Here is a 17,393-nt window from a genome sequence, read left to right as displayed (position 1 = left end):
GTCAGTAAGGGCCAGGTTCGCCCTTACAGCACATATTTGCTGAGGTCGGTGTTGCGCGCGATCGCGCGCAACTGCTTTTCCACATAGGCGGCGTCGACCAGCAGCGTTTCGCCCTGGCGGTCCTCCGCGTCGAAGCTCACATCCTCCAGCAGTTTTTCCATCACCGTCTGGAGGCGGCGGGCGCCGATATTCTCGACCTCGCTGTTCACTTCGGCGGCGATTTTGGCCACGGCGCGGATGCCGTCGGGCGTCAGGTCGATGGTGACGCCTTCGGTTGCCAGCAATGCGCGATATTGCGCAACAAGGCTGGCCTTGGTGTCGGACAGGATCGACACGAAATCATCCTCGGTCAGGCCCTTCAACTCCACCCGGATCGGCAGGCGGCCCTGCAGTTCCGGCAGCAGGTCGCTGGGCTTTGCGACATGGAAGGCGCCGCTGGCGATGAACAATATATGGTCAGTCTTGAGCGGACCATATTTGGTCGAGACCGTCGTGCCCTCGATCAGCGGGAGCAGGTCGCGCTGCACGCCCTCGCGGCTGACGGAGCCGCCGCGCACGTCGCTGACGGCGATCTTGTCGATCTCGTCGATGAAGACGATGCCGTTCTGCTCCGCGCTGGTGATGGCGACGCGGGCGACATCGTCCTGGTCCAGGCGCTTGTCCTGCTCCTCCTCGACCAGCTTGTCCCAGGCGTCCACCACGCGCAGCTTGCGCCGCTTCTTCTGCTGCTGCCCGAAGGCCTTGGACATCATGTCGCTGAGGTTGATCATGCCGATCTGGCCGCCCATGCCGGGGATTTCCATGGGCATGGAGGGGCTGTCGGCGACTTCCACCTCGACCTCGACATCGTTCATCTGGTTGTTCTCGATCCGCTGGCGAAAGGAGAGGCGCGTGGCCTCGCTCGCTTCCTTGCCGGTGAGCGCGTCGAGCAGGCGGGACATGGCGGCTTCGGACGCGGCTTCGCGCACCGCTTCGCGACGGCGATCCTTCTCCAGACGCACGGCTTCCTCGACCAGGTCGCGCACGATCTGTTCGACGTCGCGGCCGACATAGCCCACTTCGGTGAACTTGGTGGCCTCCACCTTGACGAAGGGCGCGTCGGCGAGCTTGGCGAGGCGCCGGCTGATCTCCGTCTTGCCGCAGCCGGTGGGCCCGATCATCAGGATGTTCTTGGGCGTCACCTCTTCGCGCAGGTCGGCGGGAAGGCGCTGGCGACGCCAACGGTTGCGCAGCGCGACCGCAACGGCGCGCTTGGCGTCGGCCTGGCCGATGATATGCGCGTCGAGGGCGGAAACAATGGCTTTGGGGGTCAGATTGTCGTTCATCTTCATCTCACTCCCCTTCCGCATGCGGGAGGGGCCGGGGGTGGGGGCGACTGCCTCAGCAATCGCGTGCAGCGGTTCGGGACAGGCTGGAGGCTCGTCTTGCCCGCGGGAGGCGCGCCATTATGTGGCAGATGCCAGTTCTTCGACCACAAGCTGGTCGTTGGTGTAGACGCAGATTTCCGCCGCCACCTGCATCGCCTTGCGCGCAAGTGTTTCGGCGTCTTCCTCATATTCCACCAGCGCACGCGCGGCCGCGAGAGCGAAATTGCCGCCCGAACCGATGGCTGCCACGGTGCCCTTGGGATGGGACACCGGTTCCAGCACATCGCCATTGCCCGTCAGGATCAGCGTCACGTCCTTGTCAGCGACGATCATCATCGCCTCCAGGTTGCGGAGATATTTGTCGGTTCGCCAATCCTTCGCCAGTTCGACGGCGGCGCGCATCAACTGTCCGTTGTGACGCTCCAGCTTGGCCTCTAGCCGCTCGAACAGGGTGAAGGCGTCCGCCGTGGCACCGGCGAACCCGCCGATCACCGAGCCGTCGTGAAGACGACGGACCTTGCGGGCATTGGGCTTCATCACCGTCTGGCCCATGGAAACCTGGCCGTCGCCGGCCACGATCACCTTTCCGTTCTTGCGTACCGACATGATCGTCGTGCCATGCCAGACTGGCATGGATTGGGAGCGTTGGTCGTTCATGGCCGGCATATGGGAGCGATGGCGACGACGCGCAAGCATCGCCTGCACAAGCGCTGAATCGTGTCATTTTCTGGACAGATTTATTTCAATTCGTTCAGGAACCAACCTGGCGCAATTGACATTGTGCAACGCAGCAACAATCATTCAGCCATGTTGCAGAGAGGCAAGACCATGACCCTCCGGGCCAGAGCGCAGGAAAAGGTCGAGCGGGCGGGAATATCCAACTATTCCTTCGATCAGGATGTGCTGGTGATGTGCGGCGTGCGCTACACCATCGCGGCCTGCGACTGCGGTGAGCCGGAATGCGACGGCGTCCGGCTGGAGAAGGATGCGGCCGTCGCCAGCCGCATCCTCCAGTAAATGGGCCGGCTTCGGTAAACGAGCCGGTTGCCCGATCAATTAATGGCTTTTTCCCCGGCGCGACCGACGGATTCGATGTCGCGACCCGCACCCTTGACGGTGTTGCAAGCGGCCAGCGAGGTAAGAAGCAGCCCGGCAATGACGAGGGCGACGGTTTGACGCATGAACATGCACTCCTTTTGAAAGCGTATCGACTATAACGCGGATGGCGTGAATAAGTCCATTTTCGGAAAATTGCTTGTTGCACTGCTTGACAGGCGGCGCGGTGGATGCCAATGGCCGCCTCCTCCTTGAAAGGGGGCGCGTAGCTCAGCGGTAGAGCACACCCTTCACACGGGTGGGGTCACAGGTTCAATCCCTGTCGCGCCCACCATGACCTGCCTGGGCGCGGTCATGGTTTTTCCAGGAAATATTATTTCCCAACATTGATCTTTTCATCCGCTTGACGCTAATTTCGCGCCCATGTGCTGCTGCTTCGTCGCGGCTCAAGCAAGGGATGAAAATGTCGCCATATCTGAAATGCGGTGCGGCTGTCGGCGTGCTGCTGCTCTCCGTGATATCCGCCCAGGCGCAGGAAAAGCTGACGCTGGAGCGGGTGTTTGCCAGTCCCGACCTGTCCGGTCCACAGCCTAGAGCGCTGAAGCTGTCCCCTGACGGCAGGCTGGTGACGCTGTTGAAACCCCGGCCCGATGAAAAGGAGCGGCTTGATCTCTGGGCGGTGGACAGCTCCACGGGTGCGGAGCGGATGCTGGTCGATTCCAGGAAGACCGGCAGCGGCGCGGAGCTTTCGGAGGCGGAGAAGATGCAGCGGGAGCGGGATCGCTCCGTTGCGGGCAGTACCGGCATCGTCAGCTATGACTGGTCGCCGGACGGCAAGTCCATCCTCGTGCCGGTCGACGGGGACCTCTATCTGGCGGCGCTGGACGGGAAGGTGACCCGGCTCACCGACACGCCGGATGGCGAGTTGAACGCGGTGGTCAGTCCAAAGGGCGGCTATGTCTCCTTCGTGCGTGGCGGCAATTTCTTCGTCCAGCCGATGGGCGGGACGGAAAGGCAGTTGACGCAGGGCGCCAGTGGCACGGTAAGCTGGGGCGTGGCCGAGTTTGTCGCGCAGGAGGAAATGGACCGGCGCACAGGCTATTGGTGGTCGCCGGACGACAGGCTGATCGCGGTCGCGCGCGTGGATGAAGGGCCCGTCGGCGTGGTCACCCGTACCGCCATCGGCGGCGAGGGCACCAAAGTATATGAGCAGCGCTATCCGGCAGCCGGAACGCCCAATGCATTGGTCGACCTCTATGTGATGAAGCCGGAGGGCGGCACGCCGGTGAAGGTCGATCTCGGCGCGGAAAAGGACATTTATCTCGCCCGCGTCGATTGGTCGAAGGACGGCAAGACGCTTTACGTCCAGCGCGAGAGCCGGGACCAGAAGACGCTGGACCTGCTGGCGGTCGATCCGGCGACGGGAAAGGCGCGGGTGATCCTGACCGAAAGGGCGAAGAGCTGGATCAACCTCAGCAATAATTTCACGCCGCTGCGGGACGGCAGCTTCCTGTGGTGGTCGGAAAAGACCGGCCACGGGCATCTCTACCATGTGCGGGGCAGCCAGTGGACGGCGCTCACCAGCGGCAATTGGGAGGTGCGCGACGTGGTGAGCGTGGATGAGGGCGCGAAGGGGGGCGGGGGCACCGTCTATTTCACCGGCAACAGAGAGACGCCGCTGGAACAGCAGCTCTATGCCGCGCCGATCGCCAAGGCGGGACCGTTGCGGCAATTGACCTCGGCCGGGTGGTGGAACGACGCCGTGATGGATGGCGCGGCCAGCCGGATCGTGGTTTCCCGAAGCAATACCGATCAACCGCGCGAGGTCTATCTCGCCGATAATTCAGGCAAGCGGCTGCAATGGCTGTCGGAAAATGCGATCAAGGGCGACCATCCCTATGCGCCCTATCTTGCCAGCCATGTGAAGACGAAATTCGGGACCATCAGGGCTGCGGACGGATCGACGCTCTACACCCGGATCATGACGCCGCCCCTGAAGGCCGGAAAGCGCTATCCGGTCTTCATGCTGCATTATGGCGGGCCTGGCACCGGGCGGCAGGTCACCAATTCCTGGGGTTCGCCCATCTACCAATATCTGGTGGACCAGGGCTGGATCGTCTTCGTTCTGGACAATCGCGGCACGCCCGACCGCGGCAAGGCGTTCGAGGACCAGATCTACCACGCCATGGGAACGGTTGAGGTGGAGGACCAGCTTGCGGGCGTGAACTGGCTCAAGAGCCAGCCCTATGTCGATCCCAGGCGGATCGCGACCTATGGCTGGTCCTATGGCGGCTATATGTCGCTCAAGCTGCTGGAAAAGGCGCCTGGGGTCTTCTCGGCGGCGGTGGCGGGCGCGCCGGTCACGAAATGGGAGCTGTACGACACCCATTATACCGAGCGCTATCTCGGCCAGCCGCAGGAGAAGCCCAGCGCCTATCCCGGCTCCGGCGCGGTGGAGGAGGCGGTCAAGATCAGCGATCCACTATTGCTGATCCACGGCATGTCGGACGATAATGTGGTGTTCGACAATTCGACCGCCTTGATGGCCAGGATGCAGGGGGCGGCCGTGCCGTTCGAGATGATGGTCTATCCGGGCCAGACACATCGTGTGGGCGGGCCGGGGATCAGCGTCCATCTGTGGCGGACGATCGAGAATTTTCTCGCGCGGCATGGGGTGGGGCCGGAAACGCCTGGCAAATAACTGTTTCCTGTTCCTGCCTTCGCAGGAGCACGGAACCTCAATAGGATGCGTAGTGCCAAGAAGCCCGGCTTTGACGCAATAAACGGCTTGTCACTGGACAAATGGTGCAATGCCGCTATGGCGCGCACTCCGCAATGCAAGCATCGAGTGGAGTGTCAAGTCATGGGTTACAAGGTCGTCGTCGTGGGAGCCACCGGAAATGTGGGCCGCGAGATGCTGACCATTCTCGCCGAGCGCGAGTTCCCGATTGACGAGATCGCGGCGGTAGCCTCGCCCCGGTCGCAGGGCGCCGAAATTGATTTCGGTGACACCGGCAAGACGCTCAAATGCAAGAATATCGAGCATTTCGATTTCACCGGCTGGGATATCGCCCTGTTCGCCGCGGGTTCCGGCCCGACGGCCGAATATGCGCCCAAGGCGGCGGCCGCAGGATGCGTGGTGATCGACAATTCGTCGCTCTACCGCATGGACCCGGACGTGCCGCTGATCGTGCCCGAGGTGAATCCGGATGCGATCGACGGCTATAAGCGTAAGAACATCATCGCGAACCCGAACTGCTCGACCGCGCAGATGGTCGTGGCATTGAAGCCCCTGCATGACGCCGCGACGATCAAGCGCGTGGTCGTCGCCACCTACCAGTCGGTTTCCGGCGCGGGCAAGGCGGGCATGGACGAACTGTTCGAACAGTCGCGCAACATCTTCGTGGGCGATCCGGCCGAGCCGAAGAAGTTCACCAAGCAGATCGCCTTCAACGTGATCCCGCACATCGACGTCTTCCTGGACGATGGTTCGACCAAGGAAGAATGGAAGATGGTCGCGGAGACGAAGAAGATCCTTGATCCCAAGGTGAAGGTCACGGCGACCTGCGTGCGCGTGCCCGTGTTCGTCGGCCATAGCGAGGCGCTGAACATCGAGTTCGAGAAGGAAATCTCGGCCAAGGAAGCGCAGGACATCCTGCGCGAGGCGCCCGGCGTGATGCTCGTCGACAAGCGCGAGGATGGCGGTTACGTCACCCCTGTCGAATGCGTGGGCGACTATGCAACCTTCATCAGCCGCGTGCGCGAGGATTCGACCATCGAAAACGGTCTGAACCTCTGGTGCGTCAGCGACAATCTGCGCAAGGGCGCCGCGCTCAACGCGGTGCAGATTGCGGAACTGCTGGGCCGCCGGCACCTGAAGAAGGGCTGAGGCGCCCGATGATCTCCGGCGCTGTGGGGGTCTGGAAATCCGTTCCAGTCCAGCAGCGCCGGATGATCATGATGCTGGTCGCGGCCATTCTGGCCGCGAATGTCGACCAGCCCTATCCCGAACTCGCGCCGCTCCAGCATGGCCCGACCATGTTGCTGGCTCTCGCCGCGCCATGGCTGCTGCATCGCTGGCCCCTGTCGAACGGGTCGGCGGGATGCGTCCTGCTGTTCCTGCTGCTGCACACGCTGGGCGGACGCTATATCTATTCCTATGTGCCCTATGACGCCTGGGCGCGGGCGATCAGCGGGCATGATGTTTCAGACACGTTCGGGCTGGCGCGCAACGGTTATGACCGGCTGGTCCATTTCGCATTCGGCGCCCTGCTGACCGCGCCTTTCGCGGAGCTGGCGCGGCGTCATGGCGCGATGCGGCCGGGTTGGAGCCTGGTATTCGCCTTTGCCTTTGTGGGGTTCGTAGGCGCCATCTACGAGATTTTCGAATGGTTGCTGAGCGTGTTCGCTGCCGGGCAGACCGCGGACTGGTATAATGGCCAGCAAGGCGACATATGGGACCCGCAGAAGGACATGGGAGCCGCGCAGATCGGCAGCGCGTTGGCGCTTCTCTGGCTTTGCGCCACTCGACAAGGGTGGGGCGAGGCCATATCGCCGGACCCGCATTCATCCCCGGACCCGCATTCATCCAAGGAGTAGCCCAGTGTCCGACCTGCCCGTCGAAAAGTTGGAAATCAAAGGCCTGGGTGGGCTTCCCCTTGCCGTGCACATGGTGGGGGCGGGCCGTGACTTGGTGCTGATCCACGGCTATTTCTCCAATGCCTACACCAACTGGATACGCTATGGCCATGCCGCGAAGCTGGTGGAAGCGGGCTTTCGCCTCATCATGCCCGACCTGCGCGGCCATGGCGAAAGCGGCAAGCCGCATGATCCCGTCGCCTATCCGCCGGACGCATTGACGGAGGATGGGCTGGCGCTGATCGAGCAGCTCGGGCTGACCGACTATGATCTGGGCGGCTATTCGCTGGGCGCCCGGACGACGGTGCGGATGCTGGCGCGGGGCGCGACGCCGCGCAAGGTGATCCTGGCCGGCATGGGGCTGCGTGGCCTGGTGCAGACGCTGGACAATGGCGGCTATTATCGCAACGTCCTGACCAATCTGGGTAGCTTTGAGCGCGGCACGTCGGAATGGATGACGGAGGCCTTCCTCAAGACCACCAAGGGCGATCCGGTCGCGATGCTGAACATCCTCAACACCTTCGTCGATACGCCGAGGGAGGTCATCGCCGGGTTCCAGCAGCCCGTCGAGGTGATTTGCGGGGCCGACGACCGGGACAATGGCGTCGCGCAGGAACTGGCGAAACTGCTGCCCAACGGGCGCTATGTCGAGGTTCCGGGGAACCACATGAATGCGGTGACCCGGAAGGAACTGGGGCAGGCGATGGTGGATTTCCTGACGGCCTGAAGCGCAGGAGCCGGTGCTTACCGAAAGGGCGGCTCGTTGAAGGCGCGCAGCTTGCGGCTGTGCAGCTTCGGCCCCTCCTGCCGCAGCAGTTCGCAGGTCATCAGGCCCACCCGCAAATGGCCCGCAATGGCTTCCTCATAGAAGCGGTTGGCCTGCCCCGGCAATTTCAGTTCGCCATGGATCGGCTTGTCCGAAACGCAGAGCAGCGTTCCATAAGGCACCCGAAACCGATAGCCCTGCGCGGCGATCGTCGCCGACTCCATGTCTATGCCGACCGCACGCGAGAGGCTGAAGCGCAGCGCCGAACTGGAGTAGCGCAGTTCCCAGTTGCGGTCGTCGGTCGTGACGACCGTGCCCGTGCGCAGGCGGCGCTTGAAATCCTCCCGGTCGTCACCGCCCAGCACGGCTTCGGCCGCCTTCGCCAGCGCCACCTGGACCTCCGCAATGGCGGGAACAGGGATTTCCGGCGGCAGCATCTCATCCAGCACATGATCATCGCGCAGATAGGCGTGCGCCAGCACATAGTCGCCGATCCGCTGGCTGGGGCGCAGGCCGCCGCAATGGCCGATCATCAGCCAGGCTTCCGGACGCACCACGGCCAGATGATCGCAGATGGTCTTTGCATTGGACGGGCCGACGCCGATATTGACCAGCGTGATCCCGCTGCGATCGGGCGCGATCAGGTGATAGGCGGGCATCTGGTGCCGGCGCCATGCGCTGTCCGCGATCATCCGGGCGGGATCGGCGGTTTCCGGCGTCACATAGACTCCGCCTGCCCCGGACAGCGCGGTGTAGCGGTTTCCCTCCCGCTGCAATTCGGCACAGGCCCAGGCCACGAATTCGTCCACATAGCGATGATAGTTGGTGAACAGGATGTAGCGCTGCACATGCTCCGCCGGCGTGCCGGTATAATGTTTGAGCCGCGCCAGCGAGAAATCAGTGCGCAGTCCATCGAACAGGGCAAGCGGCCTTTCGCCCGCGCTGTCCTGCATGAACAGGCCGTCGGCGATCTCATCCCCGATTTCCGCCAGTTCGGTGGCCGGGAAGTGGCGCGCGAGTTCGGTCGGCGGCGTGCCGTCCAGCGCGCTCATGTCCAGGCCGTCCAGGACATAGGGAAAGGGAATCTGCTGCTCGCTGATCCCGGTTTCGACCGTCACGCCATAATCGCGGACGAGAAGGTCGATCTGTTCGGCCAGATAATCGCCGAACATGGCGGGACGGGTGACGGTCGTCACATAGCGGCCAGGCCTGGACAGCCGCGCGAAGGAACGGCCGGGGGGCGGCGCGTCCGACTCGCCATGATGGGTGATCCGCAATTCCGGATAGCAGAAACGTCCATCCGTCCGGGCTTCGGGAACCGGAACGCTGCCGTCGCTGGCGTAGGCACGCATGGCCTGGCGGAGATTTTCGATGGAATTCCGATAGATTTCGTCGAGCTCAGCGACGATCGCACTGCCGATGCTTTTTGTCATCGAACCTTGGTAACGCACTAATGTGACCGAAGAAAGATGCGCGCCCGATCAGAGGCGCGCATCCTGCAAGATTCAGATCTGATCGAGCATATATTCGGCCGACGAGACCTTGTAGTCGCCCGGCGCCTCGACATTCAGTTCCGCGACGACGCCGTCTTTGACGATCATGGAGAAACGCTGACCGCGCGTGCCCATGCCGAACTTGCTGCCGTCCATGGTAAGGCCGACTGCCTGTGCGAAATCCGCATTGCCGTCCGCCAGCATCGTCACCTTGCCATCGGCGTTGGCGGACTTGCCCCAGGCGCCCATGACGAAAGCGTCGTTGACGGCGGTGCAGGCGATCTCATCGACGCCCTTGCCCTTCAGTTCTTCCGCCTTCTCTACGAAGCCGGGCAGATGCCGCGCGGAACAGGTGGGCGTGAAGGCTCCCGGCACGGAAAAAAGCGCGACGGTGCGGCCGGCGAAGAAATCGTCCGAAGCGACCTGCTCGGGGCCGTTTTCGGTCATCTTGACGAAAGTGGTGCTGGGGACGCGTTCGCCCTTCGAAATGGTCATCGTCTGCCTCCTGGCCTTGTTTGGGTCGGCGGCACGTTGGGCTTGGAGGCCGGTCTGTCAAGGGGTTGCGCGGAATATGGCGCACTGCCCCTTCCAAGCGATGGCTCGCCATTGGCAAAGGCGGCAAGGCGCGTATATTTGACGGATGACCCCAACACGCTCCTATGCCGGTCAATTCCTGCTCGCCCTGCCGGGGATGGAGGACATGCGGTTCGATCATTCCGTCATCGCCATGTGCGTGCATGATGAGGGCGGATCGCTGGGCATTGCCGTCAGCGACGAGATTGACGGCGTCAGCCTGCACGATCTGCTGGAGAGCTTTGACATCGAGCCGCGCAATGTCCCGGATGTACCCGTGCTGCGCGGCGGGCCAGTGGAACCCCGGCGCGGCTTCGTCCTGCATTCGCTCGACTGGGGTGGGCATGACATGGTGGCCGTGGGCGAGGAATGGGGCCTGTCCGGCTCGCTCGAAATCCTGAAGGCGATTGCGGAAGGGAAGGGGCCGAGTCGCTATCTGGTCGCCCTGGGCTATGCTGGCTGGGGCGCGGGACAACTGGACGAGGAAATGAACGGCGAAAGCTGGTTTCCGACCAGCTGCACCGCCGAGCTTCTGTTCGACGTCCCTGCGGCGCGGAAATGGTCCGCCGCCTATGCCTCTGCCGGAGTCGACGCCTCCCATCTGGTCAGCGGTGCGGGATCGGCCTGACCCGCAGGTCGGATCGCGGCCGTAAGCATGGCGGCTGCGATGGCTTGTTTCTCCATCGTAGCTGAACCCTTTGTGGTGAAATTCAGCTAAGCTTCGTCGTTGATGGTCCGTCAAGGACGGGTGCAGGCTCGTCCTCTGCCGCTACGATCGGCCCGCATCGGTCGGACATGCCTTGGGACATCACCACCGCATTGGCGGCAGAGGATTCTTCGTCTCAGGAGCCGGTGAAGGTCGCGTTGCGCGGCCCGGCGGAATAGACATAAAGAAAACTTTATATTGAGTTGCCATGGACGGCGGCGATTGGTAAAGCCCAGCCCATCGCCGCCGTTCGTTCATTCGGGCGGCGGCCTCAATCTTAACGATATGGAGACAGGCTCGTGGCCACCGCACCCGCCACCCAGGCGCAGGATTATGTGATCCGCGACATCAGCCTTGCCGCTTTCGGCCGCAAGGAAATCGAAATCGCGGAAACCGAAATGCCGGGCCTGATGGCCCTGCGCGCCGAATTCGGCGCCGCCAAGCCGCTGAAGGGCGCGCGCATCACGGGGTCGCTGCACATGACGATCCAGACCGCCGTGCTGATCGAGACGCTGGCGGAACTGGGCGCTGAAATCCGCTGGGCATCGTGCAACATCTTTTCCACCCAGGATCATGCCGCCGCCGCCATCGCGGCGCGGGGCATCCCGGTGTTCGCCGTGAAGGGCGAGACGCTGGAGGAATATTGGGACTATGTCATCCGCATCTTCGATTGGGGTGACACGGTCTGCAACATGATCCTGGACGATGGCGGGGACGCCACCATGTTCGCGCTGTGGGGCGCCCGCGTCGAGGCCGGGGAAGAGCTGTTCACGCCCGGCAACGAAGAAGAGGAAATTTTCGTCGCCACGCTGAAGCGCTTCCTTGCGGAGCGTCCGGGTTATCTGACGGAGACGGTCAAGGCCATCAAGGGCGTGTCGGAAGAGACCACCACGGGAGTCCACCGCCTTTATGAGCTGGCGAAGAAGGGCAAGCTGCCTTTCCCGGCGATCAACGTCAATGACAGCGTCACCAAGTCGAAATTCGACAATCTCTATGGCTGCAAGGAATCGCTGGTCGACGCGATCCGCCGCGCCACCGACGTCATGCTGGCCGGCAAGGTTGCCGTGGTCGCCGGTTTCGGCGACGTGGGCAAGGGTTCCGCCGCTTCGCTCCGCAACGGCGGCGCGCGCGTGCTGGTCACCGAAATCGATCCGATCTGCGCATTGCAGGCGGCGATGGAGGGCTATGAAGTCGTCACGATGGAAGAGGCGGCCAGCCGCGCGGACATTTTCGTCACCGCGACCGGCAATGAGGACGTCATCACCGTCGATCACATGCGCGCGATGAAGAACATGGCGATCGTCTGCAACATCGGCCATTTCGACAGCGAGATCCAGATCGCGGGCCTCAACAACATGAAGTGGACCGAGATCAAGCCGCAGGTCGACGAGGTGGAGTTTGCCGACGGGAAGAAGATCATCGTCCTGGCCAAGGGTCGGCTGGTGAACCTTGGCTGCGCCACCGGCCATCCGAGCTTCGTCATGTCCTCTTCCTTCACCAACCAGGTGTTGGCGCAGATCGAGCTTTGGACCAAGTCGGGCGAATATAAGAACGAAGTCTATGTGCTGCCCAAGCATCTGGACGAAAAGGTCGCGGCGCTTCACCTGGAGAAGCTGGGCGTGAAGCTGTCGAAGCTGACGCCCAAGCAGGCCGCCTATATCGGCGTGACGCAGGAAGGTCCGTTCAAGCCGGATCATTACCGCTACTGATCCAGAGCATTTTTCAACTTGGCCGTTTTCGGCCAGTTCGAAAGCGCTTTGCGGGGACGGGAAGGGGAGGCGTTGACCTCCCCTTTTTTGCGAGCGGTCTCGGCCTCAGTACAGCGACGAAGGGGACGAAAAATGCCTTTCTGTCGTACCGCTGTCGTCCTTCGGTTTGTGGATCAGCGGCACTCCGCCTGATGCAGATCGCTCAAGCGGTTGGATGTTGCTCGAATTTCAGATGTCCTTCCGCCGCCACTTCGGCCGCATCTATCCGCGCGACACGGGCTGCCGGCGGACCTTGGCCGGCCAGGGCAATGAACCGCTCGACCGCATCATCCTGCCCTTCGATCAACGCCTCGACGCTGCCGTCGATACGATTGCGGACCCATCCCGCAAGGCCGAGCCGACGGGCGGCCTCGACCGCCCAACCGCGGTAGAATACGCCCTGCACCTTTCCATGGATCGTCAGGTGCCGGGCGACAGTTCCCATCAATGCACCCGCTTGATCCAGGTCTGGCCGTCGCGGCTTTCGACCTTGAAATTCTTGATCGAGCGGACGAGGTCGGACAGCCGCTTGAACCCATAGTTGCGGGTGTCGAAGCTGGAGCGGTTGCCCGCAAGCTGGCCGACTTCGCTGAGGCGGGCAAAACCCTGATCGTCGCGTTTGACGGCGTTATAGGCGTCGATCAGCAGCTTGACGAGATCGGGCGCGACCTCGGTGGCGTCGGGGGAGGCGGGTTCCTCCATCGATTCCAGCTCAACGGGCGTCTCTCTTGTGCTGGTAAGCGCGCCGACATCGATGAAGCGGGTGCAGGCGCTGCGGAACGCCTGCGGCGTCTTGTCAGTGCCGAAGCCGTAGACCGGCAGGCCTTCCTGCCGGATGCGCGTGACCAGCGGCGTGAAATCGCTGTCGCTCGACATCAGGCCGAAGCCCGTGACGCGGCCCGACGCCATGAGATCCATGGCGTCGATCGTCATCTTCATGTCCGTCGCATTCTTGCCCCTGGTCAGGTCGAACTGCTGCTGCGTTTCGATCGCCTGCGTCACGGCCTGCCGCGCCCAACCCTTCAGCGCGGGCTTGCTCCAATTGCCGTAGGCGCGCCTTATGTTGACCGTGCCCAGTTCCGCCAGAACGGTCAGCACCGGATCGAAATGATCGGCAGAGACATTGTCTGCATCGATCAGCAGGGCGATATTGCCGCTGGGGATCGATGCGACCATCAGCCTTCCAGCGCCGCCGGGCTGAACTGTCCGCTCGCTTCGTCCAGCAGGTGAAGCTGGCCGTCGGCAATCGCGAAGAAGGCACCGACCAGCCTGATCTCGCCGGTTCGTTCCTTGGCGCGGACGCAGGGAAAGCTGCGCAGGTTGGCCAGGCTGACCTTGACGCCTTCCTGTTCCATGGCCCGTTCCGCGTCGCGGCTGCGGTCATCGCCGAAGCGTTCCACCACCTTCTCCCGCGCTTCGTCGAGCAGTTCGATCCAATTGTGGATGAAGCCGCCCTCGCCGGGGGGCGCATCTTTCAGCGAATGGCTGAGAGCCGCCTTGCAACCGCCGCATTTGCCATGGCCCATGACGACGATCTCTCCGACCTTCAGCACCTGAACGGCGAATTCCAGCGCCGCGGACACGCCGTGGCGGCCGGGGTTGGTTTCGAAGGGCGGGACCAGCGCAGCCACGTTGCGGACCACGAAAATCTCGCCAGGGCTGGTGTCGAATATCTGCGCGGGATCGACTCGGCTGTCGGAACAGGCGATCACCATGACGCGCGGGCTTTGCCCTTCGTTGAGTTCGTCCCATCGTCCCCGCTGCATCGTCCAGCCCGTATTCCGGAAACGGCGATAGCCGGCGAGCATGTCAGCAAAATCGGTCATGCGCCGGTCTGTGCCGAACAATGATGGGGCTGGCAAGAGCGCTCTCGCATCGCTATCTGGGGCGCATGACCGATATCGTCCCGATCCCCGCGCCCGCCGCGCGGCCCGAACGCACCCGCAAGCCCGACTGGATTCGCGTCAAGGCGCCGACCAGCCCCGGCTATAACGAGACGCGCAAGCTGATGCGGGAAAAGGGACTTGCGACGGTGTGCGAGGAAGCAGCCTGCCCGAACATCGGGGAATGCTGGACCAAGAAGCATGCGACCGTGATGATCCTGGGCGATGTGTGCACGCGGGCCTGCGCCTTCTGCAACGTCAAGACCGGCATGCCGCGCAAGGTGGATCCCAACGAGCCGCAGAACCTGGCCGACGCCTGCGCGGAAATGGGGCTGGAGCATATCGTCATCACCTCCGTCGATCGCGACGACCTGCCCGATGGCGGCGCGTCGCAGTTCGTGAAGGTGATCGAGGCGTTGCGCCGCACGACGCCGGACACGACCATTGAAATCCTCACCCCTGATTTCCGCAACAAGCATGAACGCGCGGTCGAGATGATCGTGGCTGCGCGGCCCGACGTCTATAACCATAATCTGGAGACGGTGCCGCGTTTGTACCCCACCATCCGGCCCGGCGCGCGCTATTATGCGTCCTTGCGGTTGCTGGAGACGGTGAAGAAGCTCGATCCGTCAATCTTCACCAAATCCGGCATCATGCTGGGGCTGGGGGAGGAACGGCTGGAAGTCCACCAGGTGATGGACGACATGCGATCGGCCGATATCGATTTCCTCACCATGGGCCAGTATCTCCAGCCCACGCCCAAACATGCCAAGGTGATGGAGTTCGTCACCCCGGCGGCGTTCAACGCCTATGCGGCGATTGCGCGGGCCAAGGGCTTCCTGCAGGTGGCATCCAGCCCGCTTACGCGATCCAGCTATCATGCGGGCAAGGATTTTGCCGAGATGCGCGCGGCCAGAGAGGCCCAACTGGCGAAGGCAGCCCGATAAGCCGATGCCCAAGCATAACGAAACGAGGCCGCTTCCCTATACGCCTGAACAGATGTTCGACCTTGTGGCGAATGTCGAGGCCTATCCCGAATTCCTGCCCTGGGTAAGCGCGATCCGGGTCCGGTCCGACAGCGATTCGGAAATGGTCGCGGACATGATCGTCGGCTTCAAGGGGATCAAGGAGAGCTTCACGTCCCGCGTGCACAAGCACCGGCCGGATCATGTGCGGGTCGATTATCTCGACGGGCCGCTCAAGCATCTCCACAATGAATGGAACTTCCGCGATGACGGCAAGGGCGGGGTGCTGGTGGATTTCGAGGTCGAGTTCGAATTCAAGAACAGGCTGTTCGAGATGCTGGCGGGGCAGATGTTCGACAAGGCGCTGCGCAAGATGATCGGTGCGTTCGAGACCCGCGCGGCGGAGCTTTACGGCGCCGGCGAGTCGGGCAGCAATAGTTCGAGCGCGCAGAGCGCCGCCTGAAGGCGGACGCCGCCCCGGCCCGTATCCCCGAAATAATGCATGTCGGCGACGATCTTGTCGGGGCTGGCGCCGCGTTCGGCGCGGGCGAAAACGACGGTGCCGACGGGTTTCTGTTCCGATCCGCCGCCGGGACCGGCTATGCCCGTGATCGCGACGGCGACATTGGCGTGGCTCTTGTTGAGCGCGCCCTGAGCCATCGCCCAGGCAGTGGCGATGGAAACGGCGCCGAAAGTTTCAATGACATCTTGAGAAACCTTGAGCAGTTCGCTTTTCATATCATTAGAATAAGTGATAAATCCAGCTTCGAAGACTTCTGACGAGCCGGCTATCTCGGTCAGCGCGGCGGACACCAGTCCGCCCGTGCAGCTTTCCGCCACGGCAATGGTACGACCGGCGCGCCGGTTGGCGCTGATGACGCGCTCGGCCAGGTCGACCAGCTGCGCGGGAAGGATGTTATCGGGCATGGAGTCAGATTAGCGCGGGGAGGGAGAGGGTGGCAACAGCCTGTGCGGCGATACCTTCCCGGCGTCCAGCGAAGCCCAGCTGTTCCGTGGTGGTCGCCTTCACGCTGACCCGATCCAGGGAAATACTCAGGATTTCGGCGATCCGGTTGCGCATGGCGTCACGGTGGGGCCCGATTTTCGGCGCCTCGCAGATCAGCGTCAGGTCGACATGCTCGATAAAGCCGTCCCGTTTTGCGACGCGTCCCGCCGCATATTCCAGGAAGCGGGACGAGGCCGCGCCGCGCCATTGAGGGTCGGAAGGCGGAAAATGGCTGCCTATGTCGCCCTCCGCCAGGGCGCCGAGCAGGGCATCGACAAGGGCGTGGATCGCCACATCCGCGTCGCTGTGCCCGGCCAGGCCCCGATCGTGCGGAATGCGTATGCCGCACAGCCAGAGCTCCTCTTCGGGCGCAAGTCGGTGGACATCATAGCCCATGCCCGTCCGCACGCTTCGAGCAGCGCCCAGTCGGGCTTCGGCGCGCGCAAAATCTTCAGCATAGGTCAATTTTTCCAGCCTTTCATCGCCCGCGACCAGCATGACGTCATGACCCGATTGCCGCACCATCTGGGCATCATCGGTTGCTTCCTGTGTACTGTCCCATAGCCGGTGCGCAGCCAGCAAGGCGTCGAAGCGAAAGGCCTGGGGCGTCTGGACACGGAACAGGCCATTGCGGTCGACGACCTCAGCGGCATTGTCCTGCTCGCTCCTGACCAATGTGTCTGCGACCGGCAAAACAGGGATCGCACCGATTGCCCCTTCCAAAGCGGCAAGCAGCCGATCGATCACCGGCGCAGGAAGAAAGGGGCGGGCCGCGTCATGAACGAATATGCGCGCCGCGCCGCCGGCGGAGGCGATATGCTCCAGGCCGGCGCGCACCGACCCACGACGGCTGTCGGCGCCCTGAACGATTGCCCCGACGGCACGATTTCCCAGCATGGCCCGCACATCGTCTTCCTGCCCCGCACCCACCACCAGCACGATGGAATCGATAGCCGGATGGCGTGCCAGCGCGTCGACGGCATGGATGAGAACCGGCTTGCCGCCGATCGGCCGGAATTGCTTGGGGATGTCGCCGCCCGCGCGGCTGCCCTGTCCTGCTGCAACCAGCAGGGCGACGGTTCGGTCTGTCATGGCCGCGCCTGTACCGCAGTGCCGGAGCGACCGCCAGCCCCGCTTCGCTTGCCGAGGATGCGGATTTCCGCTAAGGGCTGCCTGTTTTTTAGGCAGTGAC

Annotated in this window: 19 protein-coding genes and 1 tRNA gene; 10 read left to right on the top strand and 10 right to left on the bottom strand. The window is 63.0% G+C overall.

Translation table 11 applies throughout. The features are described 5' to 3' along the window. Positions 1 to 23: 23 nt before the first annotated feature. Positions 24 to 1,325 carry an ATP-dependent protease ATPase subunit HslU gene (gene hslU / locus MRBLMC3_RS03145; RefSeq protein ID WP_363735382.1) on the bottom strand — a complete coding sequence of 434 codons (1,302 nt, stop codon included), beginning with the start codon at positions 1,323 to 1,325 and terminating at the stop codon, positions 24 to 26. A 120-nt stretch (positions 1,326 to 1,445) separates the two neighbouring features. Next, entirely contained in the window at positions 1,446 to 2,024 is a 579-nt protein-coding gene (gene hslV, locus MRBLMC3_RS03140; RefSeq protein ID WP_414714615.1) for an ATP-dependent protease subunit HslV, read from the bottom strand. A 171-nt stretch (positions 2,025 to 2,195) separates the two neighbouring features. Here hslV and MRBLMC3_RS03135 point away from each other — a divergent pair, with 171 nt between their 5' ends. After that, entirely contained in the window at positions 2,196 to 2,384 is a 189-nt protein-coding gene (locus MRBLMC3_RS03135) for a hypothetical protein (RefSeq protein ID WP_363734806.1), read from the top strand. 35 nt (positions 2,385 to 2,419) lie between these two features. Here MRBLMC3_RS03135 and MRBLMC3_RS03130 read toward each other — a convergent pair whose 3' ends face one another. Then, on the bottom strand, positions 2,420 to 2,548 hold the full coding sequence (locus MRBLMC3_RS03130) for an entericidin A/B family lipoprotein (RefSeq protein ID WP_007685859.1): 129 nt from the start codon (positions 2,546 to 2,548) through the stop codon (positions 2,420 to 2,422). A gap of 134 nt (positions 2,549 to 2,682) precedes the next feature. On the opposite strand from MRBLMC3_RS03130, the gene MRBLMC3_RS03125 reads away from it, so the two are divergent. The 5 genes from MRBLMC3_RS03125 to MRBLMC3_RS03105 all read left to right on the top strand — a co-directional run bounded on the left by MRBLMC3_RS03125 (position 2,683) and on the right by MRBLMC3_RS03105 (position 7,788). After that, positions 2,683 to 2,757 (top strand) — tRNA-Val (locus MRBLMC3_RS03125). 129 nt (positions 2,758 to 2,886) lie between these two features. Beyond that, positions 2,887 to 5,124: a S9 family peptidase gene (locus MRBLMC3_RS03120; RefSeq protein WP_363825736.1), complete on the top strand. Its 2,238-nt coding sequence runs from the start codon at positions 2,887 to 2,889 to the stop codon at positions 5,122 to 5,124. 162 nt (positions 5,125 to 5,286) lie between these two features. Further along, positions 5,287 to 6,312 carry an aspartate-semialdehyde dehydrogenase gene (locus tag MRBLMC3_RS03115; protein WP_133652022.1) on the top strand — a complete coding sequence of 342 codons (1,026 nt, stop codon included), beginning with the start codon at positions 5,287 to 5,289 and terminating at the stop codon, positions 6,310 to 6,312. Between the two features lie 8 nt (positions 6,313 to 6,320). Beyond that, positions 6,321 to 7,022 carry a DUF2238 domain-containing protein gene (locus MRBLMC3_RS03110; RefSeq protein WP_363825733.1) on the top strand — a complete coding sequence of 234 codons (702 nt, stop codon included), beginning with the start codon at positions 6,321 to 6,323 and terminating at the stop codon, positions 7,020 to 7,022. A 4-nt stretch (positions 7,023 to 7,026) separates the two neighbouring features. Further along, the gene (locus MRBLMC3_RS03105) at positions 7,027 to 7,788 is read left to right on the top strand and encodes an alpha/beta fold hydrolase (RefSeq protein ID WP_363825730.1); all 762 of its coding nucleotides are present in this window, start codon (positions 7,027 to 7,029) and stop codon (positions 7,786 to 7,788) included. Between the two features lie 17 nt (positions 7,789 to 7,805). Here MRBLMC3_RS03105 and MRBLMC3_RS03100 read toward each other — a convergent pair whose 3' ends face one another. Together MRBLMC3_RS03100 and MRBLMC3_RS03095 are read right to left on the bottom strand one after the other, a co-directional pair. Further along, positions 7,806 to 9,260: an AMP nucleosidase gene (locus tag MRBLMC3_RS03100; RefSeq protein WP_363734810.1), complete on the bottom strand. Its 1,455-nt coding sequence runs from the start codon at positions 9,258 to 9,260 to the stop codon at positions 7,806 to 7,808. Positions 9,261 to 9,332: 72 nt separating this feature from the next. Next, positions 9,333 to 9,815, bottom strand: coding sequence for a peroxiredoxin (locus MRBLMC3_RS03095; RefSeq protein ID WP_133652018.1), 483 nt, complete (start codon positions 9,813 to 9,815; stop codon positions 9,333 to 9,335). A 145-nt stretch (positions 9,816 to 9,960) separates the two neighbouring features. Here MRBLMC3_RS03095 and MRBLMC3_RS03090 point away from each other — a divergent pair, with 145 nt between their 5' ends. After that, complete coding sequence (locus MRBLMC3_RS03090; protein WP_363825728.1) at positions 9,961 to 10,521, top strand: YqgE/AlgH family protein; 561 nt, start codon at positions 9,961 to 9,963, stop codon at positions 10,519 to 10,521. 377 nt (positions 10,522 to 10,898) lie between these two features. Beyond that, positions 10,899 to 12,308, top strand: coding sequence for an adenosylhomocysteinase (gene ahcY / locus MRBLMC3_RS03085; protein ID WP_363734812.1), 1,410 nt, complete (start codon positions 10,899 to 10,901; stop codon positions 12,306 to 12,308). 202 nt (positions 12,309 to 12,510) lie between these two features. On the opposite strand, the gene MRBLMC3_RS03080 is transcribed toward ahcY, so the two are convergent. From MRBLMC3_RS03080 to MRBLMC3_RS03070, 3 genes are read right to left on the bottom strand one after another with little or no spacing between them, the layout of a single operon-like run. Then, a complete protein-coding gene (locus MRBLMC3_RS03080) occupies positions 12,511 to 12,792 on the bottom strand; it encodes an acylphosphatase (protein WP_363825725.1) in 282 nt (93 codons plus the stop codon). Beyond that, positions 12,792 to 13,523: an NYN domain-containing protein gene (locus MRBLMC3_RS03075; RefSeq protein WP_363734814.1), complete on the bottom strand. Its 732-nt coding sequence runs from the start codon at positions 13,521 to 13,523 to the stop codon at positions 12,792 to 12,794. The genes MRBLMC3_RS03080 and MRBLMC3_RS03075 overlap by 1 nt, the downstream gene beginning before the upstream one ends. Further along, positions 13,523 to 14,173, bottom strand: coding sequence for a carbonic anhydrase (locus MRBLMC3_RS03070; protein ID WP_363734815.1), 651 nt, complete (start codon positions 14,171 to 14,173; stop codon positions 13,523 to 13,525). The genes MRBLMC3_RS03075 and MRBLMC3_RS03070 overlap by 1 nt, the downstream gene beginning before the upstream one ends. 20 nt (positions 14,174 to 14,193) lie before the next feature. Between MRBLMC3_RS03070 and lipA the strand changes: the two genes are divergently transcribed. Beyond that, complete coding sequence (gene lipA / locus MRBLMC3_RS03065; protein ID WP_363754247.1) at positions 14,194 to 15,177, top strand: lipoyl synthase; 984 nt, start codon at positions 14,194 to 14,196, stop codon at positions 15,175 to 15,177. Between the two features lie 4 nt (positions 15,178 to 15,181). Then, a complete protein-coding gene (locus MRBLMC3_RS03060; protein ID WP_363734816.1) occupies positions 15,182 to 15,658 on the top strand; it encodes a type II toxin-antitoxin system RatA family toxin in 477 nt (158 codons plus the stop codon). Here the strand turns inward: MRBLMC3_RS03060 and MRBLMC3_RS03055 are convergent. Both MRBLMC3_RS03055 and MRBLMC3_RS03050 read right to left on the bottom strand, forming a co-directional pair. Next, the gene (locus MRBLMC3_RS03055; protein ID WP_363734817.1) at positions 15,604 to 16,122 is read right to left on the bottom strand and encodes a CinA family protein; all 519 of its coding nucleotides are present in this window, start codon (positions 16,120 to 16,122) and stop codon (positions 15,604 to 15,606) included. The genes MRBLMC3_RS03060 and MRBLMC3_RS03055 overlap by 55 nt on opposite strands. 4 nt (positions 16,123 to 16,126) lie before the next feature. Further along, positions 16,127 to 17,293 carry a bifunctional 2-C-methyl-D-erythritol 4-phosphate cytidylyltransferase/2-C-methyl-D-erythritol 2,4-cyclodiphosphate synthase gene (locus MRBLMC3_RS03050; RefSeq protein WP_363825722.1) on the bottom strand — a complete coding sequence of 389 codons (1,167 nt, stop codon included), beginning with the start codon at positions 17,291 to 17,293 and terminating at the stop codon, positions 16,127 to 16,129. Positions 17,294 to 17,393 lie beyond the last annotated feature (100 nt).

This window comes from Sphingobium sp. LMC3-1-1.1, from assembly GCF_040676285.1.
In the GTDB taxonomy this organism is placed as follows: Bacteria; Pseudomonadota; Alphaproteobacteria; order Sphingomonadales; family Sphingomonadaceae; genus Sphingobium.
This window is presented reverse-complemented; position numbering and strand designations above follow the sequence as displayed.